The 15,400-nt window shown below is 38.1% G+C and carries 21 protein-coding genes; all 21 read right to left on the reverse strand.

Annotation, left to right across the window (positions count from 1 at the left end):
* Nucleotides 1-152 precede the first annotated feature (152 nt).
* A complete protein-coding gene (locus tag ABH968_RS22195; protein ID WP_370047523.1) occupies nt 153-698 on the reverse strand; it encodes a GNAT family N-acetyltransferase in 546 nt (181 codons plus the stop codon).
* 15 nt (nt 699-713) lie between these two features.
* Nucleotides 714-1,247: a cysteine hydrolase family protein gene (locus tag ABH968_RS22200; RefSeq protein WP_370047525.1), complete on the reverse strand. Its 534-nt coding sequence runs from the start codon at nt 1,245-1,247 to the stop codon at nt 714-716.
* 295 nt (nt 1,248-1,542) lie between these two features.
* Nucleotides 1,543-2,076, reverse strand: a complete 534-nt coding sequence (locus tag ABH968_RS22205) for a hypothetical protein (protein ID WP_132358150.1) — start codon at nt 2,074-2,076, stop codon at nt 1,543-1,545.
* Between the two features lie 179 nt (nt 2,077-2,255).
* Entirely contained in the window at nt 2,256-3,290 is a 1,035-nt protein-coding gene (locus ABH968_RS22210; protein ID WP_370047527.1) for an IS1595 family transposase, read from the reverse strand.
* Nucleotides 3,291-3,434: 144 nt separating this feature from the next.
* Nucleotides 3,435-4,373, reverse strand: a complete 939-nt coding sequence (mdh, locus tag ABH968_RS22215) for a malate dehydrogenase (protein ID WP_370047529.1) — start codon at nt 4,371-4,373, stop codon at nt 3,435-3,437.
* 53 nt (nt 4,374-4,426) lie between these two features.
* Nucleotides 4,427-4,804, reverse strand: coding sequence for a BMC domain-containing protein (locus ABH968_RS22220; protein ID WP_370047531.1), 378 nt, complete (start codon nt 4,802-4,804; stop codon nt 4,427-4,429).
* Nucleotides 4,805-4,814: 10 nt separating this feature from the next.
* Complete coding sequence (locus ABH968_RS22225) at nt 4,815-5,084, reverse strand: EutN/CcmL family microcompartment protein (RefSeq protein WP_370047533.1); 270 nt, start codon at nt 5,082-5,084, stop codon at nt 4,815-4,817.
* A gap of 6 nt (nt 5,085-5,090) precedes the next feature.
* Nucleotides 5,091-5,936: a phosphate propanoyltransferase gene (pduL, locus tag ABH968_RS22230; RefSeq protein WP_370047535.1), complete on the reverse strand. Its 846-nt coding sequence runs from the start codon at nt 5,934-5,936 to the stop codon at nt 5,091-5,093.
* Between the two features lie 15 nt (nt 5,937-5,951).
* The gene (locus tag ABH968_RS22235) at nt 5,952-6,230 is read right to left on the reverse strand and encodes a BMC domain-containing protein (RefSeq protein ID WP_370047537.1); all 279 of its coding nucleotides are present in this window, start codon (nt 6,228-6,230) and stop codon (nt 5,952-5,954) included.
* A 201-nt stretch (nt 6,231-6,431) separates the two neighbouring features.
* Nucleotides 6,432-7,202: a 3-oxoacyl-ACP reductase FabG gene (gene fabG / locus ABH968_RS22240; RefSeq protein ID WP_370047538.1), complete on the reverse strand. Its 771-nt coding sequence runs from the start codon at nt 7,200-7,202 to the stop codon at nt 6,432-6,434.
* 34 nt (nt 7,203-7,236) lie between these two features.
* Nucleotides 7,237-7,524, reverse strand: coding sequence for a BMC domain-containing protein (locus ABH968_RS22245; protein WP_370047540.1), 288 nt, complete (start codon nt 7,522-7,524; stop codon nt 7,237-7,239).
* A gap of 15 nt (nt 7,525-7,539) precedes the next feature.
* Complete coding sequence (locus ABH968_RS22250; protein ID WP_370047541.1) at nt 7,540-8,160, reverse strand: hypothetical protein; 621 nt, start codon at nt 8,158-8,160, stop codon at nt 7,540-7,542.
* Nucleotides 8,161-8,170: 10 nt separating this feature from the next.
* Nucleotides 8,171-8,788, reverse strand: a complete 618-nt coding sequence (pduL, locus tag ABH968_RS22255) for a phosphate propanoyltransferase (RefSeq protein ID WP_370047543.1) — start codon at nt 8,786-8,788, stop codon at nt 8,171-8,173.
* Between the two features lie 17 nt (nt 8,789-8,805).
* Complete coding sequence (locus ABH968_RS22260) at nt 8,806-9,087, reverse strand: BMC domain-containing protein (protein ID WP_370047545.1); 282 nt, start codon at nt 9,085-9,087, stop codon at nt 8,806-8,808.
* 14 nt (nt 9,088-9,101) lie between these two features.
* Nucleotides 9,102-10,589 carry an aldehyde dehydrogenase family protein gene (locus tag ABH968_RS22265; protein ID WP_370047547.1) on the reverse strand — a complete coding sequence of 496 codons (1,488 nt, stop codon included), beginning with the start codon at nt 10,587-10,589 and terminating at the stop codon, nt 9,102-9,104.
* Nucleotides 10,590-10,604: 15 nt separating this feature from the next.
* Complete coding sequence (locus tag ABH968_RS22270) at nt 10,605-10,892, reverse strand: hypothetical protein (protein ID WP_370047549.1); 288 nt, start codon at nt 10,890-10,892, stop codon at nt 10,605-10,607.
* Between the two features lie 4 nt (nt 10,893-10,896).
* Nucleotides 10,897-11,352, reverse strand: a complete 456-nt coding sequence (locus ABH968_RS22275) for an HAD family hydrolase (RefSeq protein ID WP_370047609.1) — start codon at nt 11,350-11,352, stop codon at nt 10,897-10,899.
* Entirely contained in the window at nt 11,307-11,636 is a 330-nt protein-coding gene (locus tag ABH968_RS22280) for a hypothetical protein (RefSeq protein WP_370047551.1), read from the reverse strand. Before ABH968_RS22280 ends, ABH968_RS22275 begins: the two co-directional genes overlap by 46 nt.
* Before the next feature lie 21 nt (nt 11,637-11,657).
* On the reverse strand, nt 11,658-13,064 hold the full coding sequence (gene eat / locus ABH968_RS22285; RefSeq protein ID WP_370047552.1) for an ethanolamine permease: 1,407 nt from the start codon (nt 13,062-13,064) through the stop codon (nt 11,658-11,660).
* Between the two features lie 26 nt (nt 13,065-13,090).
* Nucleotides 13,091-14,104 (reverse strand): phosphotransferase enzyme family protein, encoded by a 1,014-nt coding sequence (locus tag ABH968_RS22290; RefSeq protein WP_370047554.1) that lies wholly within the window; start codon nt 14,102-14,104, stop codon nt 13,091-13,093.
* Between the two features lie 28 nt (nt 14,105-14,132).
* On the reverse strand, nt 14,133-15,398 hold the full coding sequence (locus ABH968_RS22295) for a class-III pyridoxal-phosphate-dependent aminotransferase (RefSeq protein WP_370047556.1): 1,266 nt from the start codon (nt 15,396-15,398) through the stop codon (nt 14,133-14,135).
* Nucleotides 15,399-15,400: the final 2 nt, after the last annotated feature.

Here is a 15,400-nt window from a genome sequence, read left to right on the forward strand (position 1 = left end):
ATGTAATTTCGTTAAATTCAAATATGCATTACGCGTTTGTAAAGGATCGTATGTCCAGGTCATTTTTTAGTAGCCAATTTGAGAAGCAAGTTGTTTTTGTTGTAAAAAAAAACAGCTAAGCACCTATTTGCTTAGCTGTTTTTATTTTAGAATTATCCCTTAATTCTTCCCATGACAATCGTATTATAATAGTTGCCATCTGAAAGGAGTTTATCATTTTTCAAGACGCCTTCAACTTCAAAGCCAAGCTTTTTATAGAGCAAAATCGCTTTGTCATTTGTCTCTACAACAGTCAAGGCCATTTTTTTAATGTCATTAGCGTCAGCCCACTCTATCGATGCTTTCAAGAAATTTTTTCCTATTCCATAGCGCCAAAACTCCTTTAATACACCAACACCGAATTCTACTTTATGAGCACATCTTTTTAATGGCGATCCCTCACATCTAGAAAATCCGACAATGCGATTATTGACCACTGCTACTAAACACAAATTCCTTGGATTTGCTGTGTCTTTCTTAATGATCTCTTCAAATCCTATCGCATCGATGAAACCTTCCCCTTGTTCTCTATCGAAGTTTTCCGTCTCTCCATCAAGTTGTAGCCTTAAATCAGATAATGCTTGGGCATCTTCGTTATTAGCGGATCTAATTGTATAATGAAGTTCGTTTACAGTGAATTGTTGGCTGTTTATGAGCATTATTGAAACCCCTTTTTACTTATTTTGAAAAAAAGTACGCGGCTGGATGTTCACGAATCGATTATGCCAAACGGACTCGTGATGCTTAATAATTTGCTGCGCATTTAATACGTGACTATCTAGTGTGGTATGTGCACCTTCAACTAAAATATTGTGATGGTACCCATGGCTATAAGCATTTCGAATGGTCGTATCTAGGCAAAATTCTGTTTGAGCACCAGCAAAAATAAGCTGCTCAATTTGTTGTTCCTGTAAGTATTGCGCTAATTCCGTTTGATAAAATGCATCCAACGTTGTTTTTTGAATCACTTTATCCTCTGGTTGTCGTAGAAGCTCGTGATATAGATCCCAACCTGGCTTGCCAAACGCAAAATCGTCATCTTTATTTGAATCCGTATGCTGGATAAAAATAATTGGAACTTCGCTGTGTCGTGCCCAAGTTATTAACATATTAATGTTTTCTAATACTTTTTCGTAATCAAATAAGTAGTTTTCACTATCCAAAAAGAATGCTTCCTGCATATCCACAATAATTAGAGCCTGCTTCATATAGTTCTCCTTTAAGAATCAGATTTAATTCTCTTATTGTACAAAAATCTTTTTTTCATTTAAAGAGAATTGTGAAAACTATGTATATTCCGCAGATGATATTTTCCGAAGGCTGTTTTCTCAAAGATTGTTGCTGTTAAAACTAAAAGACAGATTTAATCTACAAAATGTGTAGGATAAATCTGTCTTTTCGGTTTGATATTTCGTGAATCGAAAATCTAACGAAAGCTCTGGTTAGTTGAAGAAAAAACATTCATTATTTTTAAAATATTTTACTTACTTCTATGTAAAATAACTATTTTCCTCGTGGCCAAATGAAATATGAAATAGATATGATAAAATCAATTCCCAGTACTAAAGACCATACTTTTAGTGTTTCAAAAAGTTTAGAGCTACGGTCCGCATCATTTACTAGGTATATCAATATTAATAAAAATCCTGCTCCGATGATATATGCAAATAAATGCTGAAAAGACCCTTTCAAAGAATTACGAGCATATGCGAAACCAGTCTTTTTTTCAGGTTTTGTTCCCTCTTTTTTTATGTAGTATAAGAACCTTTCATCAGCCCAACGAACGATACTCTTTCCAAAAGCAATCGACACACCTAAATAGATAGCAGCAATTGCGTGAGACGTAGTTGCATTTCCACCCTTTAATAGATCTATAGCAGTTACGATTAACAGAAACAAATCAATCACGGGTGTTAGAAGTAAAAAGAACGATCCCATTTTTTTAAAGTTATATACATAACGTAAAGTTAGACCGAGTATTATAACAATCCAAAAACCAATTTCTGCTGCAATAATTGACCAAGTAATAAAATTCAATTAACCACCCCACACTTTTACTTACAAAAAATCTAGTAGTATAAAAACACACGCTTATATATTGTATATTATAAGGAGAAACAATAAAAAATTCCACCTTTTATCAAATTAACCATATTAATTCAGCGAAAACCTCTTTTTGCTTCGCTAATTGAATAACAGTAAACCACTGAATCCGCTTAAAAAGCATCTGATAAATGGTGCTCTTTGCCTTTTCTTATTGCTTCAATTGTGAAATAGTTAGATTTTTGACAAGTTGAAATAAGCATTTGCTCTACCCGATTTTCAAATGCCAAGTTTTTATGTAACTCAAGCCAACGATACCAGTAAAGGTAACTATCCAAATAATACGTACCAACGCCCTGAAATCGTTCCATCCATCCTTTCAAACGGCGATGGAAGTTATTAACGTGTTGTATATGGAATATCCCTTTTTTTACTCGTTGATTTTGATTAAGATTAACTGTTTCGTGTTTAAGATTTTTTGCTGCTGCAAATTTTTTATAATTGGTAGCGGTATCCGTGCATAACAAAGAAGAATGGGCTATATAATCCCTGATAACCCCATCAATTTCTTCTGCTTTTACACGACCTCTACCCGCCATCCTCGCAATAATATTGTTATTTCGATCTTGTGCTACAACTACAGCAATTTTCTGATTTGAAATCCCTCGTTTTTCATCCTTTTCTCCTCGTTTTTTTGGTTTACGATGTGTAAATCTACGACCTTTTAAAGATTCACGAAAGAAAGTCTCATCACTTTCAATGATGCCAGATAATTGGTTGAAGCCGTGACTTCCTAAAGCGTTTAAAATCTTATGTCTCCAATAAAAAGCGGTAGATATATGAATTTTTAAAGAGTCTGAAATCTTCGGTAATGTAACACCGTTTATAATCATTTTAATGTATTCAATCCATTTTTCCGGATAACGCGAACCTGAAAAAGGCGTATTTGTCATATCATTAAATGTTTTTCCACAATCCTTACATAAATATCTTTGTCTAGAACGATATTTACCATTACATTTTACGGCAGTACTTCCACAATGAAGACAACCTAAACTAGACGAAAAGCGAGACTCCTTGATCTTAGGAAGTAATTCTTCCATTTTATTTTCTTCTTTTGGATATAGATCTTGTTTCATTGCCTTAAATAAGGCTAGTTGATCTGCTTTTCCTAATTCTCCGACTGCTTCATATACATATCTCCACATTATTGAACGCCTCCTGAAAATGCATTATATTCAACCATATTCAGTATTTCAAGAGAGCAACAATCTATACGAAAACAGCCTTTCCGAAATATTATTATGTATCAACCATCTAATACTTATTCTAGATTAGATGGTAGTAATTAATCACTTAATATATTCTAATGTACGATAAACAGCATGAACCGAATTGGCAAATGCTTTTTGCTCCGCTTCGTTTAAATGCAATTCAATCACACTTTCAATACCATTTCCACCAAGAACTACAGGTACACCGATACAAGCGTTATGAACATGATAATCCCCCTGCAAATAAGCAATGACTGGCATAACTCTTCGTTTATCTTTCACAATGGCTTCAATCATCTTGACAATTGATGCTGCTGGGGCAAAATAAGCGCTACCATTACCAAGAAGCTCAACAATCTCCCCTCCACCTTTGCGCGTTCGTTCCACTAATTGTTCAATTTGAGCTTTCGATAACATTTTTTCTAGTGGGATTCCACCGATATACGTATAGCTCACAAGTGGCACCATTTCATCACCATGTCCACCTAAAACGAAACTAGTAACATCCTCAACTGATAAATGAAGAGCCTCTGCAATAAATGTATTAAAACGAGCTGTATCTAAAATTCCTGATTGGCCCATTACACGATTTTTTGAAAATCCCGTCGTTTCTAGACAAACATAGGTCATGGCATCGACAGGATTACTTAATACGATTACGTAGCTGTTTGGTGCATAACACTTCACATGCTCACTGACGGAGCGAATAATGGAGGCATTTGTTTGAATAAGATCCTCTCTCGTCATTCCAGGTTTTCTAGCAATTCCTGCTGTAATGACAACAATATCTGCATGCTCAATTTCTTGATAGTTTGCTGTTCCTATAATGTGAACATTAAATTTTTCAATAGGACTTGTTTGCAAAATATCTAGCGCTTTCCCCTTAGCTGGCATTTCTAAGTCTGGAATATCGACTAGTACAATATCTCCGATTTCTTTTTGAGCGACCATTAAAGCTATGGTGGCTCCAGTATGACCAGCACCAATAATCGCAATCTTTGGTCTTTTAAATCTCATTTTCATCACTCCTAACGAAAATGACCCCGTGCTATCTAGATACAGGAACTATGCTATATTTCAGTTTGGGCATCGCTTAAAGGGTTAGTGTTCGTTTCTTTTAATTGTGTTTTATTACGGGCTGTCGATTTAGTCGGTCTTACTTTTGTCACTTTTTGTTTTTGGTGAATAATAGTTGCGAAAACCTCATCTGCCGCTCGTGGGATGACATGTGCACTTAAAACCTTACCAACGCGTGCCGCTGCTTCTTTACCAGAATCAACAGCAGCCTGCACTGCCCCAACATCTCCTTCAACAATAACTGTGACAATTCCTCCATCTACGAATTCATGTTTGACTAATTGGACATTTGAAGCTTTGAGCATAGCATCTGCCGCTTCAACGGAGCCCACCATGCCGTAGGTTTCAATCATTCCAATGGCTTCTTTCATAGTTTTCACCTCACGATTCCTCTGTTGCGTCAATAATGCCAACAATAATGGCATCAATTGGACAAACTATTTCTTTTGAAAAGCTTCGAACAGCGGCACTTCCCATCGTTAAAATAACATCATCTCCGACACCTGCACCAATTCGATCTGCCGCAACGATTTGCTCGTCTCCTAGCTGTCCATTTTTTGTTTTCGGTTGAATGATGAGTAATTTCAGACCCTGTAGCCCCTCCTCTTTACGAGTTGCCCATATATTCCCTACAACTGTACCTATACGCATGCATCATCATCCTTCATATCTATACTGTATTCCAATCTTTAAATTCGTTATCGTGTCCATGGCGAATGCGGTAAATCTCGCAAATTGCGGAACAATTATAGTTTGCCCTTCACACCCTATAAGGTCATTTTCAGTAATAATCTTTTCGTTGATTTCGATGGTGTCGGTTGAGGAGGGACTTTTAGGAATGTCGCTTAAATCTTCCTTTAATAACGTTCCTGTTACACCCGTTTTGATAAAGCCCGCATTCCCCTCATCCGTATCAATATGCATCTCTAATCGATAACGATCTGCAACACGGACTTTAACGTGATCAAAAGTCACTGGACGGATACCGTGAATTTTGACGGCTACGTATTGTCCATCACTAACATGGAAGTTTTTCGCATCTATTGGCGACATATGAATATGGGCTTGGGCAATAATGACTCCCTCTTGTAAAAACAAGCTTCCATTTGGACCAACTAGTGTACAGCTAGCTGAATCTGCAATATTTCCTGATTCTCGTATCGGTGGATGAACCCCTAATGAAATGGCATCTGTATTGCTTACCTCGACTTGTGTTAAAGTTCGAGCAGGGCCTAAAACACGCACATTCGCAATGCTACCTTTTGGGCCAACAACAATGAGTGTTTCATTTGCTGCAAATTGATCTGGCTGAGAAAGCATTTTTTGAACGGTCAATTGTGCCCCCTTGCCAAAGAGGTGCTCCACATGCTCCTGTTGTAAGTGAATATGTCTTGCTGATATCCCAATAGGAATTTCATTTTGCAAAAGTGGAACTGCCTGCTTCGTTTGAAATAATTCAGCAAAAACCTCATCGACGATTTGCACTATTGCTTGTTGATTCATAAATCCACCTCACTATTATGGCAGTTGTAAAATAGCTTCTAATTCTGCATGTGGACGTGGAATAACGTGGACAGATAAAAGCTCTCCCACACGTTGTGCAGCTGCAGCACCTGCGTCAGTAGCGGCTTTAACAGCACCCACATCACCACGAACGAGTACAGTGACAATACCGCCACCAACATGCACCTTGCCTACGATATTGACATTTGCAGCTTTCACCATTGCATCTGCTGCTTCGATGGAACCAACCAGTCCTTTTGTTTCAATCATTCCTAATGCGCCTAAATTATTCATCTCATTGTCCTCCTACTCAATCAATTATATCTCGGCATAATTGCGTCCAAAATCAGCTTTGTGCTTAAGCCTGCAGATGTTTTTTTGTGCGATAGCGTAGTGCTAACGTAGCGGCAGCAATGTGTTTTATCTGCGCGAAAAACATAGCGCCAGCGGCAACAACATGATGTAAGTCAAGTTAGCCTATCGCATGGAAAGAAGTTAAAATGCTTCAGCATCTTCTGGTAATGTTTGTCCGCCATCAATGATAATGGATTGTCCTGTGATGAAGCCTGCTTCTTTACTACTGAGAAATAAGGCCGCATACGCAATATCTTCCACACTTCCAAGACCACCCAACGGGATAGACTTTACCATCTTCTTTAAATACTCTTCACCAAGACCATCTAAGCCTTCTGTTGCAATATTTCCTGGCAGCACTGCATTTACTGTAATGTTATATTGTGCTAATTCAAGTGCCGCGGTACGCATAAATCCTAGCTGGGCTGCCTTACTTGCTGCATAATGAGTCCATCCAGCATAGCCTGTAACAGGGCCTGTAATCGAAGAAGTAATAATGATTCTACCGAAATCTGCCTGCTTTAAATAAGGAACACATGCCTTCACAGCAAACATCGTTCCCCTCGCATTGATATTTAACACTTGATCCCAGTTTTTTGTCGTCATATCCTCCAGCTTAACTGATGGGAAAATCCCAGCATTAGAGCATAATATATCGATTGCTCCATATGTTCTAGAAACCTCTCGCGCCATATTTTCAACAGATTCATAGCTTTCCACATCAACTTCGATTGCAGAAGCAGAGTAGCCTTGCACTTGTAGCTCTGTAGCTAATTTTGTTGCAAGTTCTAGGCCTCTTGCGGCAATAACGACTTGAGCACCTTGTTTAGCAAAAACTGTTGCAATTCCTTTACCTATTCCTTTGCTTCCACCAGTAACAATAACAACTTTGCTAGCTAAATCTACTTTCAAATAAATCTCCACCCTTTAAGATTTTTTATTGCTCTTACATTGGCTTTTTAGCAACTTCAATTACTAGACCGTTGACAGTAACATCTGGACGTAAAATAGTAGTAGAGGCAATCCATTGGTTAGCTTCTTTGGCCAATTTTGTACCAATCTTAATAGCTTCCCGAATTGCCTCTGTATCACCTTCAATTGCAATTGTTACAAGTGCTAAATCGATTGTTTCTTGTCGGAGCAATCTAATATCTGCGGCTTTTAACATGGCATCTGCTATTTGAATAGAAATGGCAAGACCTCTTGTTTCCACAATGCCAATCGATTTTGTCATGTAACAACACCCCTGCTATTTTCGTTGAATTATAATGCCTTTTTCTTGGATCACATCTTGTGCAAGTGGTGTAAGTTTAGAATGCATCGGTATTTTGAGCTGTTGCCCTTGATACGACCTAATCATTTCTTCTGTAATAAAACCTTCTTTCATATCGAAATCAGATGAATCTCTATCATTTAAATAAGGCATAAGCTGTGAAAATAACTGAAATTCACAGCCGTAATTTTTTAAGCTTTCCATATGCTGCCTAAGCATTTTCATGTATGCATTTGGTTCTTTCGTCGTTAACATTAATGACATTTTTTCATCGGGAACTAATAGAGCTGGCTCATCTTTCAACAGTAATTCAGTCAGGAACAAGGATGCCGGGGAATTGGGTAATCCTTGCGCACTGCTGACAATGAAAGTCTGATCAACTTCAAGAAATACTTTGGCATCGTAAACCATTTGGGATGAGTTCGTCGCAAATGCCTCCGTTTGCCACTCTACTACTTGGAAATAATTTTTTAATGTTTCTACTTGTTTATTCGAGATTGCTGTATGGGGATGAACAATCAATACTCTTTTTTTCTTCGTATTCACAATGGTAGACACCACTTCTTGAATGAGCCGACGTAACGCTTGCACTTCCATACGTATCACCTCATTTTTTAAGTTTTCCGTGTTGATTAGTAGCGATAGCTGCTGCATTTGCCTCATCTGTATCGATATGCATTTCTAGCATGAAATTTGGTGATACCCGTACGACCACATTCATCATTTGTATTTGACGTACCTCACTAATAATTTCAACTTTTACGATTTCTTGATCCTTCACATTTAATAAAGCAGCCTCAGTTTCGGACATATGAATATGTGCCTGTGCAATGATAAGCCCATGCTTTTTATGCAGTATTCCATGTGGACCTATCAATGTTATCGGTGAAGAATTCTTTAGATCTCCTGACATTCGAATAGGTGGGGAAACACCAAGTTTTACTGCATCTGTTTGGCTAATCTCTATTTGTGTGTCATTGCGAAACGGCCCTAATATTCGAACATTGTCAATTTGCCCTCTGGGACCTTTAATGGTAAGTACTTTTTGCGCAGCAAATTGACCAGGCTGTGAAAGATCCTTCCATTTTATTAACTTGCTGTTTTCGCCAAATAAATGATAGAAATCCTCTTCACTTAAATGACTGTGACTAGCTGAAACTGCGATGGGAATGGTGTCAGCTAATATGCTTTTAGAATTGGATCCAAGTGTTTGATTATTTGGCATCAAAACACCTCCAATTCTTATTTAGGTAAAATCGCTAATAGTTCTGAATGTGGACGTGGGATAACATGCACGGATAATAATTCACCTACTCGACGAGCAGCTTCAGTACCTGCTTCTGTAGCAGCCTTTACCGCCCCAACATCACCCGTTACTAAAACTGTTACAATTCCACCGCCAACATGTACCTTTCCTACAATATTAACGTTTGCAGCTTTGACCATAGCATCTGCTGCCTCAATGGATCCAATTAACCCTCTTGTCTCGATCATTCCTAATGCTCCATTAATTTCTACACTCATCTGAAAGTCCTCCTCTAGACACTTAATTTAGTGACAATTTCTTGTACTATTCTTTGAATCATTGCTTTATCAATTTGCGCTTCTTCATTCACGTGATCCGAAGCAAATGTTTCTTGTACATTTTTGGGATGACGTGGCTTAGGAATGGTCAATTCCCTGATTCCATAAGCGACACGTTTTATATTGATCAAATGTCGCGCTGAAATATTATCACTTGTAATATTTCCTCCATAGGCACCGCAGCCTAATGTAAAGGCAGGCGTTAAGCTTGTTGTACCTCCAGCAGCGCCAACAGATGCTAACGTATTTACTAAAATTCTAGACACTGGCATTTGTGTAGCAAACTCTTTGACAAGTTGTTCGTCCTGAGCATGTATGGCGAGGCTATGTCCTCTTCCACCGACATCTAATAATTTCCTACAAATCGTTACTGCCTCATCATGAGAATTTGCAGTATATAAGCCTAGAATAGGTGATAGCTTCTCGATTGAAAACGGAAAGTCTTTACCAATCTGATGCTCCTCTGCTACAAGGACTCTAGTATGAGATGCCACTTCAACATTCGCCATTCTTGCTATGAGCGTAGCTGGCTTGCCGACAATCTTGCTATTGAGTGTACGTGATACAGGAGAAATAATTTTCTCTAATTTTTCCTTATCTTCGTCTCTAAGTAATACTGCCCCATTTTCAGCTAAGCCTGCTATTACTTGATCCTTCACATCCTGATGTACAACAATTGCCTGTTCAGTTGCACAAATTGTGCTATTATCAAACGATTTACTATCGATTATTTGCTGTACAGCGCGTGCTACATTTGCAGTACGATCAATGTAAGCTGGGACATTCCCTGGTCCAACGCCGTAAGCTGGCTTCCCTGAACTGTAGGCTGCCTTCACAAGACCTGCCCCTCCTGTTGCTAGAATAAGCTGAACATCTTTATGCTGCATTAACGCCTCTGTACCCTTTATCGTTGGATGGGCAATCCATTGGATAAGTCCTTCGGGTGCACCGGCACGAATAGCTGCCTCATTACATATTTTTAATGCTTCTATTGTACAGTTGACTGCTGTTGGATGAGGACTAAAGACAATCGCATTTTGAGCCTTCATGGCAATAAGCGTTTTATAAATCGCTGTAGCTGTGGGATTTGTAACAGGCGACACGGCAGCAATGACCCCAAATGGATAGGCAATTTCCACTTGCTGAGCAGTAGCATCCTCGTAAACAATGCCAACCGTTCGTTCATAGCGAATCGATTCATAAACACCTTTAGAAGCGAGCTCATTTTTTATTTTCTTATGTTCAATAACGCCCATTTGGGTTTCTGTGACTGCTAAAATTGCAAGGTTTTCTGCTTGTTCATTTGCATCCTTCGCAATCGACTCTATAATTCTATCAACTTGCTCTTGTGAAAAGCTGGCAAACTTTTTTTGAGCAATGGAAGCCTCTTTGACAGCATCTCTAGCCTCTTGTATTGATAGTAAATCTTGATCCTTTATCATCCGACCTTCCTCCCATCAAGAAAAGTTTTTTAGGGTGATTAAGTCGTTCGTTTGAGTTGTTTTCGAAAATGTTTTTTGAAGGCAGTCCCAATTTTCCAGTTCCTGTGCAGATAAAGCTTCGTATCCACCAGCAGTTACCGATGTATGTTGAGATAGATTCCCGCCCTGATTAATTAGATGAAAGGACTGCCATTCCTTTAGCTCTCCCTGTGATAACTCTTGATAACTCGTATCAGATTGAGATGCTTGTGAAATTTTCTCCAAGACTAATTCAGTAATTTTGGCAATTAGTTGGTTGTCCATAAGTTCACTCCTTTTTTACAAACATCGATACTAATGATTCATCATAGAATTCAATAATTTTCGTAGCATCTGGTAAATAATCTTTTGGGTAAATTTCCTTTGGTATTATGCCGATGGAAAATTGCATACCTGCATTTTTCGCAAAGAGCATATCTGCATTGGAATCACCAATCATTACAGTCCGTTCAAGTGGCACATGATATCGTTCCTTTGCCACATTTGCTAAATCTGGAAAAGGCTTGCTATAAGTGGCTTGATCACTTCCAATTACAAATTCAAATAGTGATAAAATATCTAGCTGCCTTAAATGTGCCTCAGCACGAACAGTTAGATCCGCAGTGATAACACCCATTTTAATGCCGTTATTTTTTATGGTCGTTAAGAACTGTCTAATTCCAGGTAGTTCTTTTACGGTTACATGTTCTTGGTATTTGTTAAACTTGCCGCAGCTCTCGCTAATGTCACGCCCTTACTCCAAGGAATATCTTGCTGATAGAGTAAATAAGCTACAATTGTTTCAGCTTCTTGTATACTTCCAATAGCTAATGGACTTGTTGGATCAATGAAGATACCATTATCTTTTACACCTATACTTTTTAAAAACTCCTGTAATGAGAACGTAATTTCAAAATCTAAATTTTCAGTTAAATTTAGATATAAATTTTTTGCCCAAGATATCCATAAAGAATCCATTTCAATAATGGTTCCATCCTTATCAAAAATAATCCATTCTACTTGATTCATTGAAGTACACATCCTTTTGTTCTATTCTCTTATGGCTTCCATAGGTTTAGCTGAGACTTGTTGATCAAGTTGGATCATTTCTTCTTTTGCAAAGCGTTCTTCCGGCGCATCCTCATTAATTTGATGACGTGCCCAAACCCAATAATAAATACTTGCCGCAGCAAAGACAGCTAGAGACACGATAAAAAATGTAAAATTCGCAAAGAAACTGGCGAAAATCGCAATAATGGACAACACTAACGACACAATAGGCGTTAATGGATATAATGGTGTTTTAAAGGCCCTTGGAAGATTTGGCTCTTTTTTTCGTAAAATGATCACCGATAAATTCATCGTGATATAGGAAACTAATGCCCCAAAGGTAGAAATTAAAATTAAATCATCTGGATTGAATAATATCACGAGTATTAAGCCAATAAAGCCAGGTAAAATTATAGCCATATATGGAGTTTGACGCTTTTTATGCATCTTCGCTAAAATGCTCGGTAAATAGCCTGCCCGAGAAAGCGCGTACACTTGACGAGAATATGCTAAAATGACACCTGAGAAGCTTGCAATTAAACCGACTAACCCAACTGATGCTAAAATTTGTGCTAGCCAATACGTTTTGCCGAATGCTGCGGCAATGGCTGCTGGGAGTGGGTCTTCAGCTACCGCCATTACATCAATACCAGCTAGTCCAATCGCTACAGTCGTTGTTAAAATTGACAATACTAGCAATGTTACCATTCCTGAGATTAAGCCCTTTGGCATGTCCTTTTGAACATTTCTTGTCTCCTCAGATAGCATTGGTAACATTTCAATCGCTAAAAATAACCACATGGCATATGGGAGTGCAGACCAAACACCTTTAAATCCACCAGGTATTAAATCACCATCTGCAGGAAATAAATGCGCCACATTAATTTGTGGTAAACCAACGAAATACATTAAAATTAATAACCCCAATGCTATAAAGACGAGCACCATTTCAATTGTCGCATATTCCTTAATACCGATAATATGGACACCCATGAATAATGCATACATAAATGCAGCAGCAACTACTGTCGGGACAGTTGGGAATAAAAAGCTAATATAGCCACCAATTCCGATAGCAATAATAGGCGCTGCAATAACGTACTGTAACACAACACCAATGCCAGTAATAAACCCGATATATCTCCCCATTGCACGTCTAGCAAAAGAATAAGGTCCTCCTGCATAAGGTAACATCGTAGATAATTCTGAGATTCCTAAGGTCATTGTTAAATACATAATGGCCATAAATAATGTAGCAATGAGCATCCCTAAATAACCAGATTGACTTAATCCAAAATTCCAACCAAAATAATTACCTGAAATAACAATACCTACGCCGATTGTCCATAAGTGGATTGGTGTAAGGGCTTTCTTTAATACAATTATTTCATCTTTTTTAGAAGACATATCATCCACCACCTTTTAGTTAGATGTTATAGCATTGTATTTCTCTCTAAATACTCCTTCACTAAGGCATCACTCTGCATTGTATAATTTTCACCTAGTAATCTCGTTGTTTCATTATCACGACTACCGATCCAAGAGATAAGCTGCAGTCTTCTCATTAATATAAATGTTGGAATCATATCGATCTCTTCATCCGTTAATGCTCTTATTTTGCTATAGCCTTTTATCCAAGAGGCAATAAGATCATCTAGGTAGGGCATATGTTCAATAAAACTTACCGATGTCGCTAAATCATATAAAAACCACCCAAATCCACAATCATCGAAATCAATGACCTTTATTTCGTCACCGTAAATTAATAAATTGGCTAAGCGTAAATCTGAATGAATCAGCCCAAATCTTATCTTGCTCTTACCAAATGCCTCTAACTTGTTTTTAATGACAAGAGAGGCTTCTTCATATAAAGCTAAACGTGATGGTATCATGCCAAGCCCATCCTGCCACTTCCCCCACTTCGGAGACTCACCTAAAATCGTGTCATAATCCCACGTCATGCGCTTAAATTCTTTATAATGCTCATGCTGCTCAATTGTATGCTTATGGAACATTGCTGTAATTGTTCCTAACGTTTCAAATTGTTGAATTAAATCTTCCTCATTATTTTCATCAGGGGCATTCCCCTCCAAAAATGTAAATAACGTGCTATAATAAATTGTGTCATTATATTTATGAGCATGTACGTAGTCACCGTCATCTGCTCGAATTGGTAATGATACATCAATTGGAGATTGCTCGTGTAGCGAGTTTAGCCAAGCAATCTCCGCCTCTATTTCCTCCTTTTTGTGGTAATTTGGCCTACTTATTCTCAGAATATACTTTTTAGACTGTACGTCTTCCACTAAATACGTAGAATTTTCGGAATAGTCAATCATTTTACAAGATGCCTCTACCAAACAACTAAATTCCTTCAATGCATCATTCGCTGCTTGATGGAAGTTTGAAAGAACAGTCTCTAAATCTAAGAAATCCATTTGTCCCATCCTAAAACCCCCTTTTTAGAAAATGAATTTAATAGCGTGCAAACTTTACGAGCTGAGAAGCCTCTTTAATACCCGCTTCACATTTTTCAAGTAATTCGTCACAGTAAGCTTTATCGCATAGTAAACCAGGCTTAAATTGAAGGACACGCGTATCGAGCATTGAATAAATTGCCCACACCCCATGCTTGTACAAGGAACTCATCACATGTTTTGCCCCTTCTGGATGATTAAACTCTAGCCCCATGACAACTCCCAATTGTCGAATTCCAACAAAGAAATCAGGATACTGTTTCTGAATACGCTCTAAGCCCACGCGCAAATAACGAGCTACATAATCAACATTCTTCACAACTTCTGGTCTCTGTGAAATTTCTAGTACCTTCATTGCTACAACACAGCCTAGTTCTGCACCACCAAAAGTAGAAATATGGGCAAGTCCATCTTCTACCATCCAGCCACCTGCTCGCTCATTAACAACAGTTGCTGCAATTGGATAAATACCTCCACTGAGACCTTTAGCTGTTACTAAAATATCTGGGTTCACACCATAATGCTCAATTCCCCAAAGCTTTCCAGTTCTCATTAATCCTGTCTGCACTTCATCAGCAATATAAAGTGCTCCGTAGCGCTCACATAATGCCTTTACACCTGATAAGTAATTGGCATTTGGTAATGGGAATCCGTAGGTAGCTGGTATTGTTTCGATAATAACACTAGCAACATCCCCTTTTGAAAGTTCTAGTTCCATCGCTGCAAGATCATTGAACGGAACATGGACAAATTCATTTGGGTCACCTTCACTTAAAAATGGCTTGGAATAGCGTTCATTACCGAGAGAAACTGCTAAACCTGAATGTCCATGGTAACCATTTTTAATAGAAATCGTTTTCTTCCGTTTCGTTGCATAGCGCGCACATTTTAAGGCTACATCAATCGCTTCACTACCACCACTTGAGAATATGGTGTATTTTAATCCCTCCGGTGTACATACTGCTAATTTTTCTGCTAATTGCGCTCTAGCTGTTGATGGAAAATGATGATTTCCGATATCAAAATAATTTGTTCCTTCAATAAGCGCTGCAATCACTTCAGGATTACGATGACCTAAGTTATAAGTACCTCCATTTAAATGTACATTCATTAACTTTTTGCCATCAACATCGTAAAAATAATAGCCTTCTCTTTTTCCAATCACTACATCTACGCCATCCACTTGCCATTGCTTTGTTTTTCCTGGATTCCACCAGTCAATTGATTTTTGTAAAGTTGCTTGTTTATTCGCAAAATAGTCCATAT

The sequence above is a fragment of the Lysinibacillus sp. RC79 genome (genome assembly GCF_041262405.1).
Taxonomy (GTDB): Bacteria; Bacillota; Bacilli; order Bacillales_A; family Planococcaceae; genus Lysinibacillus.

Bases quoted from the DNA above. Each gene is read 5' to 3' on its own strand.
- ABH968_RS22195 (WP_370047523.1), bottom strand. From the start codon at position 698: ATGCTCATAAACAGCCAACAATTCACTGTAAACGAACTTCATTATACA.
- ABH968_RS22200 (WP_370047525.1), bottom strand. From the start codon at position 1,247: ATGAAGCAGGCTCTAATTATTGTGGATATGCAGGAAGCATTCTTTTTG.
- ABH968_RS22210 (WP_370047527.1), bottom strand. From the start codon at position 3,290: ATGTGGAGATATGTATATGAAGCAGTCGGAGAATTAGGAAAAGCAGAT.
- mdh (WP_370047529.1), bottom strand. From the start codon at position 4,373: ATGAGATTTAAAAGACCAAAGATTGCGATTATTGGTGCTGGTCATACT.
- ABH968_RS22220 (WP_370047531.1), bottom strand. From the start codon at position 4,804: ATGAAAGAAGCCATTGGAATGATTGAAACCTACGGCATGGTGGGCTCC.
- ABH968_RS22225 (WP_370047533.1), bottom strand. From the start codon at position 5,084: ATGCGTATAGGTACAGTTGTAGGGAATATATGGGCAACTCGTAAAGAG.
- pduL (WP_370047535.1), bottom strand. From the start codon at position 5,936: ATGAATCAACAAGCAATAGTGCAAATCGTCGATGAGGTTTTTGCTGAA.
- ABH968_RS22235 (WP_370047537.1), bottom strand. From the start codon at position 6,230: ATGAATAATTTAGGCGCATTAGGAATGATTGAAACAAAAGGACTGGTT.
- ABH968_RS22245 (WP_370047540.1), bottom strand. From the start codon at position 7,524: ATGACAAAATCGATTGGCATTGTGGAAACAAGAGGTCTTGCCATTTCT.
- ABH968_RS22250 (WP_370047541.1), bottom strand. From the start codon at position 8,160: ATGGAAGTGCAAGCGTTACGTCGGCTCATTCAAGAAGTGGTGTCTACC.
- pduL (WP_370047543.1), bottom strand. From the start codon at position 8,788: ATGCCAAATAATCAAACACTTGGATCCAATTCTAAAAGCATATTAGCT.
- ABH968_RS22260 (WP_370047545.1), bottom strand. From the start codon at position 9,087: ATGAGTGTAGAAATTAATGGAGCATTAGGAATGATCGAGACAAGAGGG.
- ABH968_RS22265 (WP_370047547.1), bottom strand. From the start codon at position 10,589: ATGATAAAGGATCAAGATTTACTATCAATACAAGAGGCTAGAGATGCT.
- ABH968_RS22270 (WP_370047549.1), bottom strand. From the start codon at position 10,892: ATGGACAACCAACTAATTGCCAAAATTACTGAATTAGTCTTGGAGAAA.
- ABH968_RS22280 (WP_370047551.1), bottom strand. From the start codon at position 11,636: ATGAATCAAGTAGAATGGATTATTTTTGATAAGGATGGAACCATTATT.
- eat (WP_370047552.1), bottom strand. From the start codon at position 13,064: ATGTCTTCTAAAAAAGATGAAATAATTGTATTAAAGAAAGCCCTTACA.
- ABH968_RS22290 (WP_370047554.1), bottom strand. From the start codon at position 14,104: ATGGGACAAATGGATTTCTTAGATTTAGAGACTGTTCTTTCAAACTTC.
- ABH968_RS22295 (WP_370047556.1), bottom strand. From the start codon at position 15,398: ATGGACTATTTTGCGAATAAACAAGCAACTTTACAAAAATCAATTGAC.